At 66.1% G+C, this 22235-nt stretch carries 23 protein-coding genes and 1 pseudogene; 12 read left to right on the top strand and 12 right to left on the bottom strand.

Annotated elements, in window-relative coordinates:
• The first annotated feature begins 8 nt into the window (after window positions 1–8).
• Window positions 9–1445, top strand: coding sequence for an aldehyde dehydrogenase family protein (locus tag ACWIVK_RS10930; RefSeq protein ID WP_448576726.1), 1437 nt, complete (start codon window positions 9–11; stop codon window positions 1443–1445).
• A gap of 200 nt (window positions 1446–1645) precedes the next feature.
• Here ACWIVK_RS10930 and ACWIVK_RS10935 read toward each other — a convergent pair whose 3' ends face one another.
• Both ACWIVK_RS10935 and ACWIVK_RS10940 read right to left on the bottom strand, forming a co-directional pair.
• Window positions 1646–2308 (bottom strand): HAD family hydrolase, encoded by a 663-nt coding sequence (locus ACWIVK_RS10935; protein WP_448576727.1) that lies wholly within the window; start codon window positions 2306–2308, stop codon window positions 1646–1648.
• 4 nt (window positions 2309–2312) lie between these two features.
• The gene (locus ACWIVK_RS10940; RefSeq protein ID WP_448576728.1) at window positions 2313–3323 is read right to left on the bottom strand and encodes an ADP-ribosylglycohydrolase family protein; all 1011 of its coding nucleotides are present in this window, start codon (window positions 3321–3323) and stop codon (window positions 2313–2315) included.
• Window positions 3324–3668: 345 nt separating this feature from the next.
• Here ACWIVK_RS10940 and ACWIVK_RS10945 point away from each other — a divergent pair, with 345 nt between their 5' ends.
• The 8 genes from ACWIVK_RS10945 to ACWIVK_RS10980 all read left to right on the top strand — a co-directional run bounded on the left by ACWIVK_RS10945 (window position 3669) and on the right by ACWIVK_RS10980 (window position 10165).
• Window positions 3669–4022 carry a hypothetical protein gene (locus ACWIVK_RS10945; RefSeq protein ID WP_448576730.1) on the top strand — a complete coding sequence of 118 codons (354 nt, stop codon included), beginning with the start codon at window positions 3669–3671 and terminating at the stop codon, window positions 4020–4022.
• A 29-nt stretch (window positions 4023–4051) separates the two neighbouring features.
• Window positions 4052–5056 carry an NAD(P)H-dependent amine dehydrogenase family protein gene (locus ACWIVK_RS10950; RefSeq protein ID WP_448576731.1) on the top strand — a complete coding sequence of 335 codons (1005 nt, stop codon included), beginning with the start codon at window positions 4052–4054 and terminating at the stop codon, window positions 5054–5056.
• Window positions 5057–5098: 42 nt separating this feature from the next.
• The gene (locus ACWIVK_RS10955) at window positions 5099–5695 is read left to right on the top strand and encodes a LabA-like NYN domain-containing protein (protein ID WP_448576733.1); all 597 of its coding nucleotides are present in this window, start codon (window positions 5099–5101) and stop codon (window positions 5693–5695) included.
• On the top strand, window positions 5676–6812 hold the full coding sequence (locus ACWIVK_RS10960; protein WP_448576734.1) for a M20 family metallopeptidase: 1137 nt from the start codon (window positions 5676–5678) through the stop codon (window positions 6810–6812). Before ACWIVK_RS10955 ends, ACWIVK_RS10960 begins: the two co-directional genes overlap by 20 nt.
• A 44-nt stretch (window positions 6813–6856) precedes the next feature.
• Complete coding sequence (locus tag ACWIVK_RS10965) at window positions 6857–8134, top strand: aspartate aminotransferase family protein (RefSeq protein WP_448576736.1); 1278 nt, start codon at window positions 6857–6859, stop codon at window positions 8132–8134.
• Between the two features lie 316 nt (window positions 8135–8450).
• On the top strand, window positions 8451–9509 hold the full coding sequence (locus ACWIVK_RS10970; protein ID WP_448576737.1) for a hypothetical protein: 1059 nt from the start codon (window positions 8451–8453) through the stop codon (window positions 9507–9509).
• Between the two features lie 273 nt (window positions 9510–9782).
• On the top strand, window positions 9783–9986 hold the full coding sequence (locus ACWIVK_RS10975; protein WP_448576739.1) for a Flp family type IVb pilin: 204 nt from the start codon (window positions 9783–9785) through the stop codon (window positions 9984–9986).
• The gene (locus tag ACWIVK_RS10980; RefSeq protein ID WP_448576740.1) at window positions 9983–10165 is read left to right on the top strand and encodes a Flp family type IVb pilin; all 183 of its coding nucleotides are present in this window, start codon (window positions 9983–9985) and stop codon (window positions 10163–10165) included. Before ACWIVK_RS10975 ends, ACWIVK_RS10980 begins: the two co-directional genes overlap by 4 nt.
• A 172-nt stretch (window positions 10166–10337) precedes the next feature.
• Here the strand turns inward: ACWIVK_RS10980 and dnaJ are convergent, their stop codons facing one another.
• Window positions 10338–11474: a molecular chaperone DnaJ gene (gene dnaJ / locus ACWIVK_RS10985; RefSeq protein WP_448576741.1), complete on the bottom strand. Its 1137-nt coding sequence runs from the start codon at window positions 11472–11474 to the stop codon at window positions 10338–10340.
• 1016 nt (window positions 11475–12490) lie between these two features.
• Here dnaJ and ACWIVK_RS10990 point away from each other — a divergent pair.
• The gene (locus tag ACWIVK_RS10990; RefSeq protein WP_448576742.1) at window positions 12491–13672 is read left to right on the top strand and encodes an NAD(P)/FAD-dependent oxidoreductase; all 1182 of its coding nucleotides are present in this window, start codon (window positions 12491–12493) and stop codon (window positions 13670–13672) included.
• Here the strand turns inward: ACWIVK_RS10990 and ACWIVK_RS10995 are convergent.
• Genes ACWIVK_RS10995 through ACWIVK_RS11005 form a run of 3 tightly spaced genes read right to left on the bottom strand, consistent with a single transcriptional unit; the run spans window position 13639 to window position 17412 of the window.
• Complete coding sequence (locus ACWIVK_RS10995) at window positions 13639–15036, bottom strand: HAD-IC family P-type ATPase (RefSeq protein ID WP_448576743.1); 1398 nt, start codon at window positions 15034–15036, stop codon at window positions 13639–13641. The two genes, ACWIVK_RS10990 and ACWIVK_RS10995, sit on opposite strands and share 34 nt — an antisense overlap.
• 22 nt (window positions 15037–15058) lie before the next feature.
• Window positions 15059–16159, bottom strand: coding sequence for an HAD-IC family P-type ATPase (locus tag ACWIVK_RS11000; protein WP_448576744.1), 1101 nt, complete (start codon window positions 16157–16159; stop codon window positions 15059–15061).
• Entirely contained in the window at window positions 16156–17412 is a 1257-nt protein-coding gene (locus ACWIVK_RS11005) for an MFS transporter (protein ID WP_448576745.1), read from the bottom strand. The genes ACWIVK_RS11000 and ACWIVK_RS11005 overlap by 4 nt, the downstream gene beginning before the upstream one ends.
• Window positions 17413–17645: 233 nt before the next feature.
• Here ACWIVK_RS11005 and ACWIVK_RS11010 point away from each other — a divergent pair, with 233 nt between their 5' ends.
• On the top strand, window positions 17646–18320 hold the full coding sequence (locus ACWIVK_RS11010) for a cyclase family protein (protein WP_448576747.1): 675 nt from the start codon (window positions 17646–17648) through the stop codon (window positions 18318–18320).
• Here ACWIVK_RS11010 and ACWIVK_RS11015 read toward each other — a convergent pair.
• The 6 genes from ACWIVK_RS11015 to ACWIVK_RS11040 all read right to left on the bottom strand — a co-directional run bounded on the left by ACWIVK_RS11015 (window position 18301) and on the right by ACWIVK_RS11040 (window position 21045).
• Entirely contained in the window at window positions 18301–18564 is a 264-nt protein-coding gene (locus tag ACWIVK_RS11015; protein ID WP_448576748.1) for a hypothetical protein, read from the bottom strand. The two genes, ACWIVK_RS11010 and ACWIVK_RS11015, sit on opposite strands and share 20 nt — an antisense overlap.
• Window positions 18565–18568: 4 nt before the next feature.
• The gene (locus ACWIVK_RS11020; protein WP_448576749.1) at window positions 18569–19069 is read right to left on the bottom strand and encodes a hypothetical protein; all 501 of its coding nucleotides are present in this window, start codon (window positions 19067–19069) and stop codon (window positions 18569–18571) included.
• Between the two features lie 24 nt (window positions 19070–19093).
• A complete protein-coding gene (locus tag ACWIVK_RS11025; protein WP_448576751.1) occupies window positions 19094–19696 on the bottom strand; it encodes a thioredoxin family protein in 603 nt (200 codons plus the stop codon).
• Between the two features lie 32 nt (window positions 19697–19728).
• A complete protein-coding gene (locus tag ACWIVK_RS11030) occupies window positions 19729–20607 on the bottom strand; it encodes an LLM class flavin-dependent oxidoreductase (RefSeq protein ID WP_448576753.1) in 879 nt (292 codons plus the stop codon).
• Window positions 20604–20795: a hypothetical protein gene (locus tag ACWIVK_RS11035; RefSeq protein ID WP_448576754.1), complete on the bottom strand. Its 192-nt coding sequence runs from the start codon at window positions 20793–20795 to the stop codon at window positions 20604–20606. The genes ACWIVK_RS11030 and ACWIVK_RS11035 overlap by 4 nt, the downstream gene beginning before the upstream one ends.
• A 64-nt stretch (window positions 20796–20859) precedes the next feature.
• Window positions 20860–21045, bottom strand: coding sequence for a hypothetical protein (locus ACWIVK_RS11040; RefSeq protein WP_448576756.1), 186 nt, complete (start codon window positions 21043–21045; stop codon window positions 20860–20862).
• A 181-nt stretch (window positions 21046–21226) separates the two neighbouring features.
• On the opposite strand from ACWIVK_RS11040, the pseudogene ACWIVK_RS11045 reads away from it, so the two are divergent.
• Window positions 21227–22235, top strand: a pseudogene (locus ACWIVK_RS11045) (hypothetical protein); the annotation flags it as partial.

Genomic DNA, 22235 nt, shown 5'->3' on the forward strand with positions numbered 1-22235 from the left:
GCGAGACGATGGCGCGCGAGTACCCGTTCTATTGCGCTGGCGAGTGGCGGACTTCGCCGCAGCGGCTGGAGATCCGTAATCCGTACAACGACGAGTTGGTTGGGGTGACGTTCAACGCGACCGCGCAGGACTTCGAGGACGCGGTGACGGCCGCCCAGCGTGCCTTCGAGGTCACCCGGCGACTGCAGAGTTACGAGCGGGCCGAGATGCTGTTGCGGCTCGCTGAGGGACTGCGCCGGCGTCAAGAAGAGTTCGCGCGCTTGATCGCGCAGGAGGCCGGCAAGCCGATCCGGGATGCACGGGTCGAAGTCCAGCGCGGTATCTTCACCCTGACGACGGCAGCCGAGGAGGCGAAACGGATCGGCGGTGAGGTGATCCCGCTCGACCTCATGGCCTACAGCCAGGGGCGTTTCGGTTTCACGCGCCGTTTCCCGATCGGTCCGATCGCTGGAATCTCCCCGTTCAACTTTCCACTCAACCTGGCACTGCACAAGATCGCACCAGCGCTCGCCTCGGGCAACACGATCGTGCTCAAGCCGCCGAGCCGCGATCCCTTGACCATGCTCACCTTTGCTGAGCTCCTCGACGAGGCAGGCGTCCCCAAGGGAGCGGTCAGCATCATGCCGATGGACCGCACGGTGGGGGATCGGTTGGTCACCGACGAGCGCTTCAAGCTCCTCACCTTCACTGGCTCGCCGGATGTCGGTTGGGATCTCAAGGCGCGAGCGGGCAAAAAGAAGGTGGTCTTGGAACTGGGTGGGAACGCGGGCGTCATCGTCGACCGGACGGCCAATCTGGACGTGGCGATTCCGCGGATCCGCACCGGTGCGTTCGCCTACGCTGGACAGGTGTGCATCTCGGTCCAACGCGTGTTCGTCCACCGTGCCCGGTGGGACGAGTTCGTGGAGCGGTTCATCGAGGAAGTCAAGAAGATCAAAATGGGCGATCCGCTCGACGAAGCGACCGATCTCGGCCCGATGATCGACGACAAGGCGGCTCGCCGCACGCAAGATTGGGTCGAGTCGGCAGTCGCTGAAGGAGCCAAGGTGCTCGTCGGTGGCAAAGCCGAGGGGCGCTTCTTCCAACCTACCGTGCTCGTCGATGCGCCCAAGTGGCACCCGGTCTGCAGCCGCGAGGCGTTCGCGCCGCTGGTCGTGCTGTTCCCGTTCGACGACTTCGAGCAGGCGCTCGCCGAGGTGAACGACTCGGCCTATGGCTTGCAGGCAGGGGTGTTCACTAGCAGTCTCGAGCACGCGCTGCGAGCCTTCGAAGTGCTGGAAGTCGGCGGGGTGATCATCAACGACATCCCGACTTTCCGGATCGACCACATGCCGTACGGCGGCGTCAAGGACTCGGGGCTCAGCCGCGAGGGACTCCGCTACGCGATCGAAGATATGACGGAGTTGCGGCTCGTCGTCTTCAATCGCGTCGCCGAGCCGTCCTGAGGGGTGGTCGCTCGGCGACCGAGATTCGCTCCATCCCAGTCTCCTTGGACGCCGTACTCGGTACGGGTGAAAGGCGAGTACGGCGTCCGGTGCTTGCCAGGCCGCGATGATGCCTCTCGACCGATCGTTCCTCCGATGCGCTTCTCCATCTCGGGCAGGGACACGGGATGGACAGCGCGATGGACCGTGGTTCGACCCCCTCAGGGTTCCAGCCAGCCGTTCGCTTCCAACCAGGGCAGCACGGCGTCGAGCCCTGGAAGGATCGCATCGGCGGCCGCGAAACCGTCGAGATGCCGAGTATGGTCGTTGGGAACGGCCAAGCAGTGCAGTCCGGCGGCACGAGCAGCCGCGACCCCAAGCGGAGCGTCCTCGATCGCCACACACGATCCGGGTGGGGCTCCCAGGCGCGCTGCGGCGAGTAGGTAGCAGTCGGGGGCAGGTTTGCCGCGCGCCACGTCATCGCCGGTCACGAAGACGCTGAAAGCATCGTCGAGTCCCAGTTCGGCGAGTACGAGACGGACGTAGCGCTGGTGCCCGCTGGTCGCCAGCCCGAGCGGTATGCCGCGTGCCTGGAGTGCAGCGATGAGATCGTGGGCGCCCGGCATCGGGCGGACGTTTCCGGGTAGGGAGGCGAGAAACAATGCGTCGCGCTCCTGCGCTGCTCGCTCAGGAGAGACCGGCAGAGCGAGCTCGGCCACGATGATGCGCGCCGCATCAGCCAGGCGCCGGCCGAAAAGGCGCGGGAGCAGCTCGCGAGGGAGGCGCTGCGCGAACTGGGCAACGTACCGCTCCCAGGCGGCGAGCTGGAGCGCTTCGGAATCGATCAAGACCCCATCGAGGTCGAAGATGACCGCGCTCAGCATCGGCTCACCGGGCCAAAAGCCGAAGGAAGCGGCCAGCCCGCTGCTGGGCAGCGGAAAACAGCGCGCGGGCTGCCATCTCGACGTAGGGCCGTCCCTCGAGTCCATCCACGAGTGCCGGCGGAAGCGCTTGGACCCCGAGCGCCGCGCCGGCGAGCGCACCGGTGATCGCTCCGCGGGTATCGGTCGCTCCACCGGCATTGACGGCGATACTGACAGCCCGGAGAAAGTCGTCCGGTGCCGCCGCGAAGGCTGCGAAGGCAGTCGCGACCACCTCGTCGACCCGAGCGGATGTACCGAGGGTAGCGAGGCGCCTGGCTGCCTCCTGAGGATCGGTCGGGAGCGCGAGAGAGGCGACCGTGCGCAAGCGACGAGCGACCGCGTCCTCGTCGATGAAACGAGCGACCTCGTCGCTGAGCACCTCAGGCGGTGTCGCCCCCTGTGTCAGGAGCAGAACGGCGTAGGCGACGGCGAGCGCACCGTTCACGACTTCCAGTTCCGCATGCGTGATCAGTGTCGCACGCAGCACGTCGCGGACGAAGAGCTCGGGGTTGAAACGGCAGAGTGCATGGAGCAGTCCGATCGATGCAGCCCGCGCAGCTGCACTACCGGTTGCGGTCTCGGGCCCCGCGATGCCGCTTTGGAAGTCACCGCGCTCGCGAGCACTCGCCAGGGCTCGCCGAGTCGGTTCGTCGAGAAAGCGACTGCTGGGTCCCTCGAGCAGTCGCACGAAGCGGTACCCAGCTGCGCTGATATCGAGGTAACCACTCTGACCGATCATGCTCTCCACGAGGCAGAGCGCCAGTTCCGTGTCCTCGGTGAAGGTACCGGCTGGAACCTCGATCGTGCCGTCCTCGGCGAGGAGCGGAAGGAAGCAGTCGAGCCAACCGTACCGAGCCGCGATCGCATCGCTGGAGAGGCCCACGACCGGCATACCGAGCGCATCACCGATCGCCATACCGAGGAGGCTGCCGAGAAAGCGGTCGAGCAGGTCGACTGGTCGGCTCGGTTGGACCATGCACGCACCTCACATCGCGACCAGCTGACAAGTAAAGCATGAAGAGACTCCCAGCGCTAGGTTGGGAAGCGAGAGCGTGGGTGGGTGGTCGGACGATCACCGCATCCGCTCGGCACGGGGAGCGCGGATCGAGCGAGGAGAGGGTACGCTCGAGTGTAGAACCGGATTGGTTTCGGCACGAGTGCTCCCCTTTCGTGGCCATCAGAGCTGCCGAGCTTGCACAGCGGCAGCCGGTGGCAGATACTGTGAGCAGCGCGGCGACCGGCATGGTCGAGACGAGATGACCGGTGTAGGCTGATGGGAGAGCGGGCTCGCGGTGAGCCCGCCGGAAGAGAGGAGCGGCGGATGTACCTGACCGATGCGTTGCAGCGCATCCGCCAGCGGCTGGTGGAGAACCGGGCACGGCCCGAGACGCTCGCGCTCGTCGACAGCGTACTGGCGACGGCCCAGCGCGCTGGTGGCGACCAAGCACAGGTGCGTTCGCTCCTCGAGCTGGTACGGCGGCTGATGCGAACGCCCCAGGCCAACAGCAATATCGTCATCTACGACGATCTGGCGGTGCTCGAAGAACAGCTCGTCCAGCAAGCTGCCCAGGCGGCAGCTGCTCGCGCCCAAGAGGAGGAACGGCCGCTGCCCAAGCCGAAAAAGTATTACCGCCAGCTGAAGGAGCGGGAACGCCGCAAGCCAGGAGAATCCTGAGGGTCGGTGACGAGCGAGGGGGACAGGCTGTGAGCGAGCGAGTCTACCGGGTCGTGCAGTACGGGATGGGGCCGATCGGCCAAGAGCTGGCGCGACTCGCTCTCGAGCGCCGATCGTACGAGCTGGTGGGTGCCATCGATATCGATCCAGCGAAGGTCGGTCGCGATGTCGGCGAGTTGCTCGGCCTCGCGGAGCCGGTCGGTGTCCTCGTTCGGGCCGATGCGGAAGCAGTCTTGGCCGAGACGCGACCCGATTGCGTCTTGCATACCACTGGATCCTATCTGGATCGGGTCTTCCCGCAACTCGAATCGATCGTCAGAGCTGGTTGCAACGTCGTTTCCACGTGCGAGGAACTGTCCTTTCCTGCTGCTGGCCATCCGGAATTGGCCGCGCGGCTCGACGGACTGGCCCGCGAGTACGGGGTCACGGTGCTCGGTACCGGTGTCAATCCCGGTTATGTGATGGACACGCTTCCGCTCTTTTTCTCAGGTGTCGCCCAGCAGGTGACCGCGGTACGAGTGGAGCGGATCCAAAACGCATCGACGCGGCGCAAACCGTTGCAGGAAAAGATCGGGTCAGGCAAGACGGTCGAGGAGTTCCAGCAATTGGTCGCGGCCGGATCGGTGCGGCACGTGGGGCTGCGCGAATCGGCCTACCTCATCGCCGCGGGGCTCGGCTGGCGGATCGAGCGCTACGAGGAGCGAATCGAACCGGTGATCGCTGAGCGTCGGATCGAGACGCGCTACTTCACGGTAGAGCCCGGACGGGTATGCGGTGTCGACCAACTCGGCCGTGCCTTCGTCGAGGGTGAAGAACGGATCACGTTGCACCTGCGCATGTATCTCGATGCCGATCCAGCCTATGATCGTGTGCTCCTCGAGGGGACGACCCCGTTGGAACTGGTCATTCCCGGGGGTCTCCAGGGCGATCGGGCAACGACCGCGATCGCCCTCAATGCGGTGCCGCGGGTAGTAACCCATGCCCCGGGGCTGGTGACGATGGTCGATCTCCCCATCATCACTGTTCGGCCATGATTCGCGTGCTCGCTGGATTGACGGTACGAGGGGGTCGTTTCGATGGTCTTGCCGAACCAGATCGATCGTGTCGCAGTCTTTTTCGATATGTCCAACCTCTATTTCGTCGCACGAGATCTCGGGGTACGGATCGATTATGCCCGACTCTTGGAATTCCTCGTCGCGGGGCGACGGCTGGTCTGTGCCTACGCGTACGTGACCCTGGCTGGCGAGGAGTCGAGCGCGGTGCCGTTCCTCACCTGGCTACGCCGTAATGGGTTCCGGGTGGTCACTCGGACGCTGCGGCGTGGGAGCGACGGGGCTCTGCGCGGAGACCTCGATTTGGAGATGGCGGTGGACGTGTTGCTGCAGGCGCCACACGTCGACGTGATCGTCCTGGTGACGGGCGACGGTGATTACTGCTACTTGGTGGAGACAGTGCAGCGCCTGGGCCGCCGAGTGGAAATCGCTTCTGCCCCACGCAACACGGCTGTGGAATTGATGGAACTCGCTGACTACTACGTCGATCTCGAAGTGAATCTGCGCCACTTCAGTCAGCCGCGCCCGCCAGCAGCGGGCCGCGTGCGTCCCGAACCGGAGCATGGTGAAGAAGAGGTCTGGGAGGAGCAGGAGCTTACCGATGAGGATCTCGATCGCTGACGTCCTGCCCAGGCGCGAAGCGCTCCTCGCCGAACTCCGGACCCTGGTCGAGCTGGAGTCACCCAGTACTGACAAGGCAGCTGTCGATCGTCTCGTCGCGTACGTTCGTTCGCGGGCACGGCAACTCGGAGCGGCGATCGAGGAATACCCACAGCGGGAGTATGGTGATCTCACGATCGCCAGTTGGCCAGCGCAGGGGGATGCCTCTGCTGAGCCGGTGCTCGTGCTCACCCATCTGGACACCGTCTGGCCGGTCGGGACGCTGGAGCGACGCCCCTTCCGGATCGAAGGAGACCTCGCCTTCGGCCCGGGGATCTACGACATGAAGGCGAGCATCGCGATGTTCCTGGAGGCGATGCGCTTTCTCCAGGAGCGACAGCTGGCGCACCGGCCGATCCGCTGGTTGATCAATACCGAGGAGGAAGTCGGCAGTCCTGTCTCGCGACCGCTGATCGAGGACGAGGCTCGGCGTTGTGCAGTCGTTTTCTGCTTGGAACCGCCAGCACCGGGTGGGGCGCTCAAGACGGCACGGAAGGGTGTCGGGATCTTCACGGTGCGGGTCACGGGGCGTGCAGCCCATGCCGGTGCTGACCCCGAGCGGGGGGTCAGCGCGATCCAGGAGTTGGCCAACCAGATCACCTACCTCCACAGCTTGAGCGATCCGACGCGCGGGACGACCGTCAACGTGGGAGTCGTCGGTGGTGGAACGCGCTCCAATGTGATCGCTGCCGAGGCATGGGCACAGGTCGACCTCCGCGTGGTGACGCAGGAGGAAGCCGAGCGGGTGACCGCGGCTATATTGGGAACACGCCCCTGGCTTCGCGGAGCGATCGTGCAGGTGCATGGTGGGATGAATCGCCCGCCGATGGAGCGGACACCGGCGATCGCTCGCGCATTCGAGCGGGCACGCGCGATCGCACAGGAGTTGGGGCTGGAGATCGGTGAGGCAGCGACCGGTGGAGCGAGCGACGGCAACTTCACGGCTGCGCTCGGCCTGCCGACGCTGGATGGGTTGGGTTGCCCTGGTGACGGCGCCCACGCCGAGCACGAGCAGGTCAGCATTGCGGGACTGATCGAACGGACGGCTTTCCTGACGGCGCTCTTGAACCGCTGGTGAGGAAGGCTGGGATGGATAGGGACGAAGAGGAAAGGGGTTGACCGATGCGACTCGAAGTCGATCCGCTGCAGATCTTGCCGCGTGTCCTGACGCGCTACTCATCGGTCGTCGTCGACCGAGCCGAAGGGATCTACGTCTGGGATATCGAGGGCCAGCGTTGGATGGACTTCACCTCGGGGATCGCGGTCGTCAACACCGGGCACTGCCACCCACGCGTGGTGGCGGCGATCCGCGAACAGGCGGGCAAGATCATCCATGCCCAGGCGAACATCCTGATCCACGAACCGATGCTGCAACTCTCCCAACTCATCACCGCGACGATGCCACCCACCCTGAACCAAGTCTTCTTCACCAACTCCGGGGCTGAAGCGGTCGAGGGCGCGGTCAAGCTGGCCAAGGCGGCCACCGGGCGTCCGGCCATCATCGCGTTCCGCGGCGCCTTCCACGGTCGGACGCATCTCGCGATGGCCTTGACCACCTCGCGGGTCAAGGTGCGTGGCCACTACGAGCCGCTGGTCCCCTCGATCTACTATGCTCCGTATCCGTACCCGTTCCGGAACCCGTACAACGTCCCGGCCGAGGATGTCGATCTCGTCTGCATCGCGGAACTGGAGCGCCTGTTCCAGACCATGGTGATGCCGGACGACGTCGCAGCCATCATCGTGGAGCCGATGCTCGGCGAGGGCGGCTACGTCCTTCCTCCCAAGCGGTTCCTCCAGAATCTGCGGGCCATCTGCGACCGGTACGGTATCCTGCTCATCGTCGACGAGATCCAGACGGGGGTCGGCCGGACGGGAAAGATGTGGGCCTTCGAGCACTTCGAGATCGTGCCGGATATCGTCACGGTCGCCAAGGGGATCGCTTCCGGCCTCCCGCTGGCCGCGGTGGTGGCGAACAAGGAACTGATGGATCGCTGGGAGCCGGGGGCGCATGGCGGTACCTATGGTGGCAATGCCGTCGCCTGTGCGGCCGGTGTGGCGACCTTCGAAGTGATGCGCGAGGAGAAGCTGCCAGAAAACGCAGCACGCATCGGCGGGTATCTCATGGCGCAGCTCCGCGAGCTCCAGCAGGAGTTCCCGGTGATCGGTGAGGTGCGCGGGCTCGGCCTGATGATCGGCGTCGAGCTGGTCAAGCCCGATCGGGCCCCCAATCCGGAAGCGGTCAAGCGGGTGGTCAAGCGGGCGCAGGAGCTCCGGACGCTCCTCATCACAGCTGGCGAGCACGATCAGGTGATCCGCGTCATCCCACCGCTCGTCATCACGCAGGAACAAGCCGATGCATTCCTGGACGTCTTCAGCGAGGCACTGAAGGCGGCCGAGTGACGACGCCGCACTTGACCGAAGAGGCGGAGCGCTCGCAGCGCTGGCGGACAGTCAGCGCTGCGAGCGCTTTCTCTCCCCGAGCACTGGTGGCCAGCAGGAGTACAGCGTGTCTCGTACCGGTGCGGCGGCCGAGCGCCGCAGGAGCCACTGGGAGCAGGCTGAGTCAGCACCATCCTCGGTGACAGGGTCGCCGGATCAGTTGCGCGGGTCCGACCGAACCCGAGAGGGAAGATGGCTCCGCTGGGGACTTCTTTCCTAGGCACCGGGCGTTGTCGACGGCCGATCGTCTCTCTAGAGTCAGCGTCGGGGGGTGACGATGACCGGCGAGCGGACCAGCGTGAGCTTCACCGAGCAATTGCGCAGCACGGTGGAGCGTTGTCGCGCCGAACTGGGCGAGACAGGACGCTCGCTGGAAGAGATCGAACTGCTGTTGGCACAGACCGCCGCCGAGGTGGAGCGACTCAGCCAGCGCGAAATCCAGCTCAGCGCGCGGCTGCGCGAGGTCGAGAGCAACCTAGAAGCGTACCCGCGCAGCGAGATCCGCGATGCCTATCGGGCCCTTCACGAAGCGACGCTGCGCCTCTTCATGCTCCGCAACCAGATGGAGCAGTTGGAGGAGCGCCGTCAGAGTCTCTTGCTCTACCAGGAACGCCTGCGCGAGCTGCTCGTGCTCGCCGAGAGCCAGCTGCAAACGGTGACCGAGCGTGGTGGTGACCGACGCACGCGCCTCTTGGGTGGGACCGGCCCGCTGGGCAGCCCTGTGGACGTGCTAGCGGCTGCCGAACGTGAGCGGATGCTGGTCCGCCGGACACTGGAGCACGAACTCGTGCAGCTCATGAGCGCGGTCGCGCTGCAAGTGGAGATCTGTCTCCAAGTCGAGCGCAAGCAGGCCGATGACTTGCGTCCCGAGCTCCTGCGGCTGCGCGAGTTGACCAGCGAAGCAGTGCGGGGGTTGCGGCGCACGCTGCTCGAATTGGCGCCCAGCCTCCTCGAGGAGATCGGGCTGGTGGAGACACTCCGTCGCTATCTCCGCGAGTTGGCTCGGGTGAGCCGACTAGAGCGCGTTGCGGTCACCGGACCGGAGCAGGAGGCGAGACTCGCGCCTCCCTTGTCGCACCTGATCTATCGCCTGCTGCAGGAATTGGCGCTGCGGGCAGCTCGTCAGCCGGGTGTCACGGAACTCACGATAGAGCTGCGTGTCGAGCCGGCCCAGCTGGTAGCGGTTCTGGAAGCTGGTGGTCCAGGTGCGCTCGATCCCCTGCCGCCGCTCGATCCGCTGGTCGCGGAACGGCTGGAGCGGTTGGGTGCCAGTCTGGCCGAGGAAGCGATCGCGGCAGAGCGCTGGCGCGGGACGCTGCTCGTACCCCTGACCTGAGTCCTGAGTCTGCCTCGCACGTTGGCCAGACCGTCCTCCCCCGATCGGGTCGCGCCGAAGTTCCCCACTCCAGTCGAGACGACTGCACCTACGAGCCTGCTGGGTTCCCACCGTACTGTGGCAGTAGACACCCGCGCTGACCGACCGAGCTGTGACAGCAGGAAGGGAGGTGACGGTTTCGGCGAGCGGCAGCAGGCGGTCGGACCGGGCAGACGGAGTCATCGAGTCGAGCCGTCATCGGCCGGCGACGATTCTCGGAGGGAGTAAAGAGCCATGCTGGAGCGATACGTGTACGATGTGCTGGCCTGGTGGGAGACCCAGAAGGGCCGAGCGGCCGAGGGGCAAAGCCTCGTCGAGTACGGGCTCATCCTCGCGCTCGTCGCCGTCGTGGTCATCGGTGCACTGACGTTGATTGGCACCAACATTCGGGGTCTTTTCAACAACATTGCTGGTCAACTTGGTGGTGGAGGTGGATGACGAGATCGGGGATACTCATGGGGCCGCGTCGCCGGGGAGATCTCGCCGGGCAAAGCTTGGTGGAGTACGGCTTCATCCTTCTCTTCATCGCCTTGGCCGTGGTCGGTGCGCTGAGCCTGCTCGGGAACTCGGCCGCTGACCTCTATCAGTCGGTCGTGGGTCTTTTGCCCGGCTCGTGAACGGGACGCCCTGCCTCGATCGCCGAGGCAGGGCGTTCTGCGGACCTGGCGTGGGAGCGGCGGGATGTGCCCGCCGCTCTCCGTTCTATGACGAGTGACTCCAGCTGCGCTGGACCGCTGGTCGTGCGCTCGGCCGAGGCGGCGAAACCTCTCCGCGCCACGAGCCGATCGCTCAGACGCCGAGCACTTCCTTGATCCGCTCGAAGAAGCCTTTGCGGTGCGCCTCGTGTACGTCCGGCCGCTCGAGCGATTCGGCCAGTTCAGCGAACAGCTCGCGCTGGCGCGGCGTGAGTTCGGTCGGCACTACGACTCGCACGGTCACGATGAGGTCGCCGCGCCGCTCGCTGCCGAGTTCCGGTGCCCCCTTGCCGCGCAGGCGGAAACGCTGGCCGGGCTGTGTCCCCGGGGGAATGGTGAGCATCACCGGCCCGTCGATGGTCGGTACCTCGACCTCGGCACCCAAGGCTGCTTGGGCCACGTTGATGGGCAGATCCAGGTAGAGTGTCGTCCCCTCGCGGCGGAACAGCTCGTGGGGTCGGACGCGGACGTGGACATAGAGGTTGCCGGGTGCGCTGCCCGGCTCACCGTGCTCCCCTTCGCCGGTCAAGCGCAGCGTGGCACCGTCCTCGATGCCTGCGGGGATCTCGAGGCGGACAGTCCGTCGCCGCACGGTGCGCCCGCGTCCGCGGCAGGTCGGGCACGGATCGGAGACGACGCGGCCTTCGCCCCCGCAGTGGCTGCAGGTAGTGGCCGTGATCATCGCGCCTAGGATCGTCTGTTGGTAACGACGCAGCTGTCCAGTCCCACCGCACACCGGGCACGTGGTGGGACGGGCGCCGTGGCGCATCCGCGTTCCCCGGCAATCCGGACAGAGTTCCAGCCGCTCGATCTCCAGCTCCTTCTCCACTCCGCGCAGCGCTTCCTCGAACGTGAGTTCGATCGTGGCCTCGAGATCGGCGCCGCGCGTCGGCCGGCGCCGGGCGGTGCCGGTCATGTCGCCGAAGAAGGAATCGAAGAGATCGGTGAAGAGCGAGCCGAAGCCGAACGGATCGGCGCCCGCGCTCGGCTCAGCGCCGACACCAGCCTGGACGCCAGCATGACCGAAGCGGTCATAGGCTGCGCGCTTGTCGGGATCGCTCAAAACTTCGTAGGCTTCGTTGATCTCTTTGAACTTCTCCTCGGCGTCCGGCGACTTGTTGACGTCGGGGTGATACTGGCGAGCCAGGCGCCGGTAGGCCCGGCGGATCTCCTCTTGGCTCGCCGTACGACTGACGCCCAGGATTTCGTAATAGTCACGCTTTACAGCCATCGGCTACCCCTGCCCTCGGACACTCCCCATCCGCGCAGAGTCTGATACAGAGTATAGCAAGGTAAGGGGACCTCTTCGCCGGCGGCGAGCCGTGCGCCAGGCGAGCGTCGGCATGGCGGACTCGGGTACGAGCGTGCGCGGTATCAGGGGACAGTCGAGGAGATGATCGCTGTCGCTCCGCTCTCCGACCCGTGCGGAAAGCTCAGCACTGCGGGAGTTGTCGGCTCCCCCGTGGGAAGAGAGGGCGTCGCCAGCAGGTCGGAGCGATTGCCCTCCAAACGGGGAGAACCGGCGGCACGGTCATGCCCGCGATCGCACCGTCCCCCTATGCGTGTGCGCTGACTCGCCGGAGTGGCCATCGTGGTGGAAGGCATCGTCGTTCTCGGTCGGTCAGGGCGGGGAAGCAGGAGCACTTCCCGCTGTCGGTTCCGGCTCGGTGGTGACCCCCTTGTCAACGACTTCTGTCGAGTGGTACGATTATGTCGGCGGGCGGGAAGCACCCCCGCTGACCGACCCGCACCCCAATCCCTTCCCTTCCCTTGGCGCGCGGAGCGCTCCGTCCCCCGGTGCTCCGCGCGTTTTATTCTCTTCGACAAAGGACTGGGTGGTGCTCCGCGAGCCGCCACGGCCGATCAGCCGCGCATATCTTCCCTCTCGATCCGCTGGCCGCGCGGCGCAGCGTCGCGTGTCCTCCGAGTGGTAGCCGAGCGCTCGCTCTTCCCGGTGTGCCCGTGCGGGGTGCTCGCTTCCCCCTCGGGAGTCATGCCGACTCCAGGAGGTATCACGACTATCGCCACTGCGTCGCCGCCTAGGACCGAGAGATCCTGGGACTACCGCCCGGAGTACTGCGCACTGTTCACGAAGCGCACGTCGAGCGAGCCCGCCAGCAGGGATCGTTCCCGACTGGCTACGCCGTGGGCGGGCACGTGCTTCCGCTCGCCCAGGCCGCGGAGCAGCGTGCGCACTTGACCGGTGCGGAGCGACCTGGTTGGATGACCACGACCGAGGAGGAAGGCATGGCGGCGACTGCTGAGGTGGTGATCGTCGGCGCAGGCATCGTCGGTGCGAGTGTCGCCTACTGGCTGACCGAGTTCGGGATGCGGGATGTGCTCGTCGTCGAGCGCCGCGTTCCCGCTTCGGGGGCAACCGGAAAATCTGGGGCACTGGTACGGCTGCACTATCCTAACCCGCACGAAACTCAGCTCGCATTCCAGAGTCTCCGCTTCTTCCAGGAATGGGAGAGTCGGATCGGGACACCCTCGCCCTTCGTCCGCACCGGCTTCCTGCAAGTCGTCGCACCGGAGGATGAGGCAAAGTTGCGCGCGAACGTGGCGATGCAACAGGCGCTCGGTGTTCCGGTGACGCTGCTCGATCGCGCAGCGGTCGCCGAACTCGAGCCGTGGCGCGAATTGGGTGAGTTGACCATGGCGGCCTACGAGCCGGAGAGTGGGTATGCTGACCCGATCGCGGCGACACTGGGGTTGCTCGCCCGAGCGGAGCAGCGTGGTGCTACGCTCTGGCCGGCGACGACGGTCACCGAGGTGCTGCTCGAAGGGGAACGAGTCGCTGGCGTCGAGACGACGCGCGGACCGATCGCTGCTCCCGTGGTGGTTCTCGCTCCGGGTCCCTGGGCCAACCGGCTGCTCGCCCCGCTCGGCCTCGACTATCAGTTGCTGCCGCGTCGGGTGCAGGTCGTCGTCTTCCGTTGGCCGCTCGAGCCGGCACCCGCGCATTGTTGCGGGATCGATACGGCAGTCGGCTTGTGGTATCGGCCAGAGGGCAAGACCGCGACGCTGGTCGGCTTGGAAGCGGGTGTCCAGCTGGCTGACCCGGAGGACTATCCGGAGACAGCCGATCCGAGCTTCGTCGCGCAGGCCAGGGCAGCGATCGCGCGTCGCTACCCCGCGCTGGCTGACGGGATCGTGCGCGGTGGCTGGGCGGGTATGGTGATGCAGAGTCCGGACGGGCGGCCACTCTTCGGGCCGATTCCGGAGTATTCTGGCTTGTTCGCGTTTCTCGGTGATTCGGGAACGTCGTTCAAGACTGCTCCCGCGATCGGGCGCGCATTGGCGGAGTGGATCGTCTCCGGGGGCCCGTCGCGCGATGTGACGCCTTTTCGAGTGACGCGCCTGGCGGAGGGGTGCCCCTGGATCGATCCGACCGATTATGCCCGGCCTGGTCGGACGGTCTCCCGCTGATGGTGGTTCCACCAGGCGTACAGGCCACGCTTCGCCATTTCGACCAGGGCGAGGTAGCTGGTCACCGCGACGGCGAGGAAGAGGAGGTAGCTGGGTGGCAGCCGGACGAAGCCGAGCGACCCAGCTAACGGACTGAAGGGTAACGCTGACCCGATGCCGACAATGGCGAGCACGTTCAGAGTGAGGGTCCAACTCGGTCTTGCCCTCCAGGGGGCGCGTGCAGTGCGGATGACGAACACGACGAGACACTGGGTGACGAGCGATTCGACGAACCACCCGCTGTGGAAGAGGCGCTCGTCGGCGTGGAAGAGCGCCAGCAACACCGCGAAGGTCAGGAAGTCGAAGAGGGAACTGATGGGGCCCAAGACCAGCATGGCTGCTCGTACGAACCCGATGTCCCAACGTCGAGGGGAGGCCGTGAGCGTCGGATCGACGCGGTCGCGTGGGATGGCGATCTGCGCCAGGTCGTACAAGAAGTTGTTGAGCAAGATCTGGTGCGGCAGCATGGGGAGGAATGGGAGAAGCGCTGCCGCACCTGCCATGCTGAAGACGTTGCCGAAATTCGAACTCGTCTCCATCAGCAGGAACGTCATCACACTGGAGAAGGCCCGTCGTCCCTCCATGATCCCCTCGTGCAGCGTCGAAAGACGGCGATCGAGCAGGACGATGTCCGCTGCCTCGCGCGCAATATCCACCGCATTCATGACCGAAATGCCGACGTCCGCGGCATGGAGCGAGGGTGCATCGTTGATGCCGTCACCCAGAAAGCCGACCGCGTGTCCTCGCGCCTTGAGCGAGAGTACGATCCGGTGCTTTTGCGCCGGTGTCACGCGAGCGAACACGTCGACTTCTTCGACCAGCCGCTCGAGCGCGAGCGGGTCGAGTCGCTCCAGTTCGCTGCCGAGGACGATCCGTCCAGCGGGCAAACCGACGGCGCGGCAGACGGCGGCTGTCACCAGTTCGTTGTCGCCCGTGAGGAGCTTGACGCGCACGCCATCGGCAGCCAGCTGGCGGATCGCCTCCGCGGCCTCGGGAAGCGGTGGGTCCGCAAAGGCGAGGAATCCAGCGAAGACGAGGTCGCTCTCGTCAGGGAGCTCGATCGGGCGTTCCACTTCCCAGTGGCGCCAGGCGACGGCCAGCACGCGCAGCCCCTCGGCGCTGAGCTGCCGGAATTGCGCTGCAGCCTGCGCCCGCAACGGCTCGTCGAGTGGGTGCACGCCTTCTTCGTCCTCGTAGGCCGTGCAGAGCGGCAAGATCGTCTCCGGGGCACCTTTGGTGACCAGGAGGGGGACTCGACCACCCACCTGGACCGCCACCGAAACGCGACGTCGCTCGAAATCGAACGGCAGCTCGTCGCGTTTCACGATATCCGCATACTCGGGGACGTCACCTGCGAGCAGCACGCGATCGAACGGGCTGGCGAGACCTGACTGCGTGCGGGCGTTGAGCCAACCCAGCTGGTACGCGCGGCCAGTCGTGGCCGTGGAGATCGACCGCGGCGACCAGCTGCATCTCACCGCAGGTGAGCGTCCCAGTCTTGTCGCTGCAGACGATATCGACACTCCCCAGGTTCTCGATCGCGGGAAGCGATTTGACGAGGACACGCTGGCGTGCCATCCGGAGGGCTCCTTGGCCGAGCGTGATGGTCACGATCATCGGCAGGAACTCCGGCGTAAGACCGACGGCGAGCGCGACAGCGAACAGCGCGGCGTCCAGGGGCGGTCGACCGAGCGCGAGCATGACCACGAGCGTCAGGAGGACCAGGAACACGATAGTCCTGGTGATGAGCAGGCTGAAATCGCGGAGACCACGCTGGAAAGGCGTCTCGGGCGGGGGCGCTCCGAGGCGAGCGATGATGCCGCCGAACAGCGTCCGTTTCCCTGTCGCGACGACCTCGGCGATGGCGGTCCCGGAGATGATCGAGGAGCCGAGGAAAACCATGTGCGGCGCATGCGGATCGGTGCTCGCTGGGGCCGAGGGATCCGCCGTTTTGTCGACAGGAAGGGATTCGCCGGTGAGTGCTGCTTGCTGGACAGTGAGGTGGCTCGTCTCCAGGAGGCGAGCATCGGCTGGAACGAGATCACCAGCGTTCAGTCGGATGATGTCGCCGGGGACCAGTTCCCGACGCGGCAGTTCCCGCCATTGCCCATCGCGCAGGACCGTCGCGGTGGGTACCAGAGCTGCTTGCAGCTTCTCGACCGCCTTTTGCGAACGATAAATCTGGAGGAAATCGATGGTCGTGCTCGCCAGGACGATGCTCATGATGAGCGCCGCATCCACGAACTCGCCGAGTAGGGCCGTGATCGAGGCGGCCGCCAGGAGCACTACCGTCAAGGGTTCGAGGAAGAGGCGTGCGAACTGCACCAGAGCCCGGCGCTGCTGAGACGGTGCCGGTTCGTTCGGGCCGAACCGGCGCAGCCGATCTGCCGCCTCGCTGCTGCTGAGACCTTTCCAGGGGAGGGCGATCAGTGTCGGCGGCCCGCTCATGACTCTCGCTCCAGTCCGGTACTGGCTGGCTGTTCGGTCGAGGGTTGTCCGCCGAGAAACGTGGTGAGCCTCGCGGCGAGGACGGCCAGGCCGAGCATGACCGCGACCGTCCCGCTCCACAGAAGGTGCGCGAGCTGACGCTCCAGGAGGACTCCGGCGATCCAAGCAGCCCCACCCCATCCGATCGCCCACACGACGCTCGCGAATGCCAATGCCCGCGCGCGCTGGTCGGGTGGGGAGAGGGCCACCACGACAGCTCCCGAAGCGGGCATGAAGAGGAGTTCGGCCAGCGAGTAGACGAGCACTCCGACGGAGGCGGCGGCGGCTGTCTGCGGGGCGAGCGCGAACGATGCGTACGCGATCGCCCAGCCGATACCGGTCGCAGCGAAGAGATGACCGAAAGGGCGACCGGTCGTCCAGCGGGCGACCGGAACCTGTGCCAGGACGACCACTAGGGTGTTCACAGCGAAGAGTGCGCCGATGGTGCGCTCGCGGAATCCGGCTTCTTCCCGCAAGAAGGGTGGAACGCTGACTTGAAATTGCGTGAAGCCAGCGACGCCGAGCAGCAGGAGGAGTTGGCTGGCGAGAAAGCGGCGATCAGCGAGCAGCCCTCGCCAATCGCCGTGTAAAGCTGTCCGGTCCATGGCGCTCCGGCGGTGCACAGCGGGAACGAACCACCAGATGAGCAGCGCAGCGCAGAGGATCCCGGCGGCGCTGACGAGGAAGTTCGTCCGATACGCAGCCGGGTCGCCTCCAGTCACCAGCCAGCCACCGACCAAGCCACCGAGACCGAGGCCGAGCGCATTGGCGACCCGCTGGAGGCCGAACACTTCGCCAGCCCGTTCCGGTGGAAGGAAAGCAGTCGCCAGAGTATCGGAGGCTGGCCAGTAGACGTTGATGGCGATACCGAACAGGCTCATCAGGCAAAGGAAGAGCCCAGGCGAGCGACCGAGCCAGAGTGCGGCATGGACAGCAGCCATGGTCAGCAAGGCGAGCAGCAGGATGCGGCGGGCCCCAGAGCGGTCGATCGTTCTGGCCAGCGCGAGCGTCGCGACGATGCCGACGACGGATGAGAGCGCGATGCCTGCTCCAGCCAAGCTTTCGCCCATACCGACGACCTGCGCGAAGTAGATCACGAGAAAAGGAAGGACCATACCCCGAGCGAGAAACAAGACGGAGGTTGCGAGGGCCAGGACGAGAAGTCCCCGGGGATAGGATCGCCAGCCATGGTTATCTCGGTCGTACGCGGTCATCCCCGTTCGCTTCGTTCGAGCCTCGCGTACGAGTCGGCGGGCGCATCGTCACCAGGATACGCGACGACGAGGGAGCGAGGCGGACGGCCGTGCGCGTGACCACGAAAGCGCAGGTGCACACGCAGAGGCGCACTCGCGATAGCGTGATTATGGAAAGTCCACGATGTCGGAGTGCGATCCGGTACGATGCTCGCCAGTGGTCTCGGCGACCGAAGAGAGAGGGAGGAAGGGCCATGCTGGTGGATCTCACTCATCCGTTCGCTCCGGACATTCCCATGTTCCCCGGCTTCCCCGCGCCGGAGATCCTGGAGTTCAGGACGCGAGCGGAGATGGCACTGCACTATGCGAGCGGAACGACCTTCGTCGTGCACCGCTATGCGTTCGTCGGCAACTCCGGGACGTATCTGGATAGCCCGTTCCATCGCTGGGAGGACGGACTCGATCTCGCAGCGCTCCCGCTGGAGCGGGTCGCTGCTGTGCCTGGCATCGTCGTCGACGTGCGGTGGCAGGTCGCTCGTGGTGGGCTGGCCATCGGCGCCGAGCGGTTCGAGGGGCTCCAGCTGGCAGGTCAGGCCGTTCTGGTCTGTACCGGCTGGGATCGCTATTGGGGAACCGCCCGGTACCTGGCAGCCAACCCGTATCTGACAGAAGAGGCGGCGGCATCGCTGGTCGCGGCCGGTGCGGTGCTGGTCGGTATCGACAGTTGGAACATCGACGACGTGCGAAACCGGAGCCGACCGGTGCACAGCCAGCTCTTACGAGCTGGGATTCCCATCGTGGAGAACCTTCGCGATCTCGCGCGGCTGCTCGGCCGCAGGTTCCGCTTCCACGCCGCGCCGATCCCGATCCGCGGTGGCTCGGCGGTGCCGGTGCGTGCCTATGCCTGCCTCAGTGCGACCGAGGCGTGATATCGCGCGGGAGCCCGTCTTGCGACGACAGCCCCACCAGTTGGCGGAAGCGTGCCCAGAGTTCCTGCTCGGTCTCGACCGCCTCCGACTCGGCAGCCTGGCGTGCCCGCTGCCAACGCTGGCGAAGCATCGTCTCGACCTGCTGCCGTCGTTGGGAAGCCAGGGCGGCAGCGACCAGGGCGCCAGCGGCGATGCCGAGCGCGCTCGAGGCCAAGAAGCGCAAGAGGCGATGGCTCGACGCCATGGTCTCACCCCCTATCGCGATCGCGCAGGCGACCCAGCAGGAGCCCCGCCACGATTCCGGCCAGAAACGTTCCGATGGCTGCCAATGGCAGGCGGAGGTGTGCTGGACCGGCGAGTTCGCGGACGACCGCGAGCGCGACGCGTCCGTCCTCGACCGTGACACGGTCGGCCTGGAGAAAGGCGATCCGTGTGCGCACTGCCCGCACGTCGCGTGCTTGTGCCCAGGCGACGGCGCCGCGCAGCGTCACTGCCCGCTCAGCCTCCAGGTGACGGATCGCGCTCCGGTCGGTTTGCGCGGAACGTGCCTCGACGTGATCGACTCGGGACTGCTCGAGGCGCACGCGGTTACCGCTGAGCTGATTGACTCGACTCTGACGGACGATGACCGTTTGCCCCTCCACTCGGTCGACCGGCAAGCCGACCGCTTCCGTCGCCTCGGTCGGCACATGTCCACCAGGCTGGCGGTAGACGGTCGTGTGGATACCCGGGCGGTCCTCTGCGCGCATGGCGTACTTCCCCTTCCGGTGAACTCAGGCTGCTCGCACCCGGGCGGTCTTGGCGATCTCGGCGAGATCCTCGAAGAGATAGCGCGTCCAGCGGTCGAACTGCCGGTCACGCCATTCCGCGAGAAAGGTGCGGACAGCCATGCGTGTCTCGGCGGGCATCTCGGACCACGGTCGCGTGACACCCTCGAGTTCGGGATGCTGGGCTGCGAACTCGGCGAGCGCTTCCCGCAGTTCCTGCGTGGCCTGCTCCGGCCGTTCGACCAGATAACCGAGTTCGTGCATCTCGGCATCGAGCAGGACGAAGGTCGGGATCGCTTGCGAGCCGTCCGGCCGGCGATAGCGATCGGCGAGATCTTGATGCTCGCTGCGGCGCAGGATGCGTACTTCTACCGTCGGGATCCGGCGTGCCAGTGCGATGACCATGGGCACGAACTGAACGGAGTCCGGGCACCAGTCCTCGGTGATGACCAGGATGAGCAATGGCTCCTGCCCGAAGGCAGCCCAATCCCCTGGCATGATGCGCGTGCGGTCGATGTTGGCCTCGAACTGGTCACGGTACTGCTGCATCGTGGCGAGATAATCGTCCGGCGTCAGCGCGCTCTCCCAGCGCTCAGCAGCCGACACCATCGGGAATCACCTCCTGTCGTGTATCGTCCCGGTCACTGTGCTCGACGAGTCTGTGCGGCGCGCTCGCGGAGTTCCGGAATCACTTCGCGAGCGCAGCGTTCCAAGACCGACCACTGCGGTTCGGGCGGCATCGGAAAGACGAGATCGGTGAATCCCCGTTCGAGATAAGCGAGCGCGACGGCGCGGAAATGCTCGACGCTTTCGAACGGAGGCCGCCAGGTGAAGACCGAAAAGCGGATCTCGTCTTCAGCGCGCCCGGCCTCGCGGGCAGCCTCCCGGACGAAGTCGGCCAGCGGCCCGACTTCGTCCGGTTCGCCACGCGTGTTCCAGATATCGGCGTAGCGGGCAGCGAGGCGCAACATGCGCGGCTTGAAGGCTCCGACGATCAGCGGAATGCGCGGTTGCTGGATCGGCTTCGGTTCGAAGGGGGCGTCCTCGAACTGGTAAAAGCGACCGCGGAAGGTGACGCGACGCTCGCGTTGCAGCCGGTCGATGACCTGGATCGCTTCCTCGAGCATGGCGATCCGGTCAGCAGTGCTCGGAAACGGGAACGAGTAGGCGCGATGCTCGCGCTCCCACCAACCGGCGCCGATACCGAGTTCCACTCGCCCTCCTGTGGCATGGTCGAGCGTGACGGCCATCTTGGCGAGGAGCCCGGGGTTGCGGTAGGTGTTGCCGCTCACCAGGACGCCGAAACGCAGGCGCTCGGTCTGGACACCGAGGGCAGCGATGAGGGTCCAGGCCTCGAAATAGGGGGTGTCCTCGTTGTCGGCGGCCATGAAGTGATCGACGACCCAGGCGGTGTCGAACCCGAGTTCCTCGATCCACCGCCATTGGGTCAGGAGTTCGGGAAAGGGACGCCGATTACCAGTGCCGATTCCGAAGCGGACGGCTGGTCGTTGCCCGCTCATCCGTCTCGCTCCTCTTCGCCGAACTCCGGAGTGATCGCATGTCGTCGCCGCTCGTGCTCGGCCAGTGCAGCGATGATCGCCTCCGCGACGCGGACCGCGAATGCGCGGAGCTCGGGGCGCTCGGCGAGCGGTTGCTCCAAGTCACGCAAGAGCAGTTCGAGCAGTTGGTCGCGGTCGAGCGATGGCATGTTGGCCCCCCTCCACTGATCGGCCGTTACCAGTATCGGCCAGGGGGGGCCAGCGTGACAAGGCTCAGGCGATGAATGCCCGATCGATGAGGCGGCGCACCGGCTCGAAGTCGCGGCGGGCCTCCTCGATCGTCGGCACACCGCTCCCCACCTGGCTGACCAGCGAGCTGTAGTAGGTGGCGAAGGTGGGGTCGCTGACCGGCGCGCTCTCGCGCTGCAGAATCCGCAACAGTCGTTCCAACCGACGCATGGTTCATCCTCCCATTTCCTGCCGTCTCGGCATCCTGCACAAGGATATCACGATATCGCGATATCGCCAAATCCTGGGACTGCTTGCCAGGCAGGAAGGGGCCAGCTAGGCTAGGGGAAGACATCTCCCTCGCGAGGGATGGGCCGCGCCAGCGATGCGCGCCGTAAGGGAAGGGTAGTCGATGCGCAGGAGTCCTCTGGGAAACCGGGTACGGCTCGGATCGCTTCTCGTCTTGCTCCTCGCTCTTGCGATGCCGCTCCTTCCAGCGCGGGCGCAAGTGACGACCGATGGCTGGAGCGGCACGGTCGAAGCGTGCGGGCGCGGTTTCGCGACCCAGAGCTTCGGCCCCGGTCCCGCCTCGCCGCCGCATGGTACGGGTAGCCTCCAATTTTCGGTCGCTGCGGTGGATGACGGGAAGGTCTGGTCGCAGTTCGTGCAGCCGGGAGTCGTGGAGGTACCCCTGACGGCGATCGGCGAGCTCCGCTACTGGACCTTCGTGAGCCGGGGTACCGGTCACGCGCCGCACCTCTTCCTCGACGTCGATCTGAACGGGGATGGGGTGGCGGACGACCGCCTGATCTACCAGCCCGAGCTCAATGGGACGGTCACCCCGCTCACCTGGCAGGAGTGGAGCGCCGCTGGAGGGCGCTGGTGGTCGCAGCGGGGGTTGGGGGGATTGCTGCAGGGTGCACCGGGGCTCCTGATGAGTTATGCGCTCGCTTTCCCGAACGCGCGACTCGCGGTGCCGGAAGGGGGGCAAGGCGGGCTCGGTATCGGTGTCGGCTGCTTGGGCAGCGGCTGGGGAGGCTGGCAGGGAGCAGTCGACGCTCTGGTGTTCCGGGCCGGGACGCTTTCGTTCTTCTGGGACTTCGAGGCCACCGGCGTAGTGACGACCCGTGGAGGCGGGGTACGAGAAGGGCCCACCTTCCGCGACCTGCGTCCGGCACCCTGGTCGACGGTGGCCCCCGGATCGGTGACCATCGCCGTCACGGCGACCACGCCGAGCGGCCTGCGTTCCGTCCGCTTGTCGCTCGACGGTCGGGAACTACCGGTTACGGAGAGCGGTGACCGGAACACTCGGACCGTCAGTGCGCAGCTCACGCTCCAACCCGGCTTTTTCGTGGTCACGGCCATCGCGACCGACGAGCTGGGCCGCAGCTTCACCGCCCAGTGGCAGTTCGTCGTCTCGC

It is taken from the genome of Thermomicrobium sp. (genome assembly GCF_053493975.1).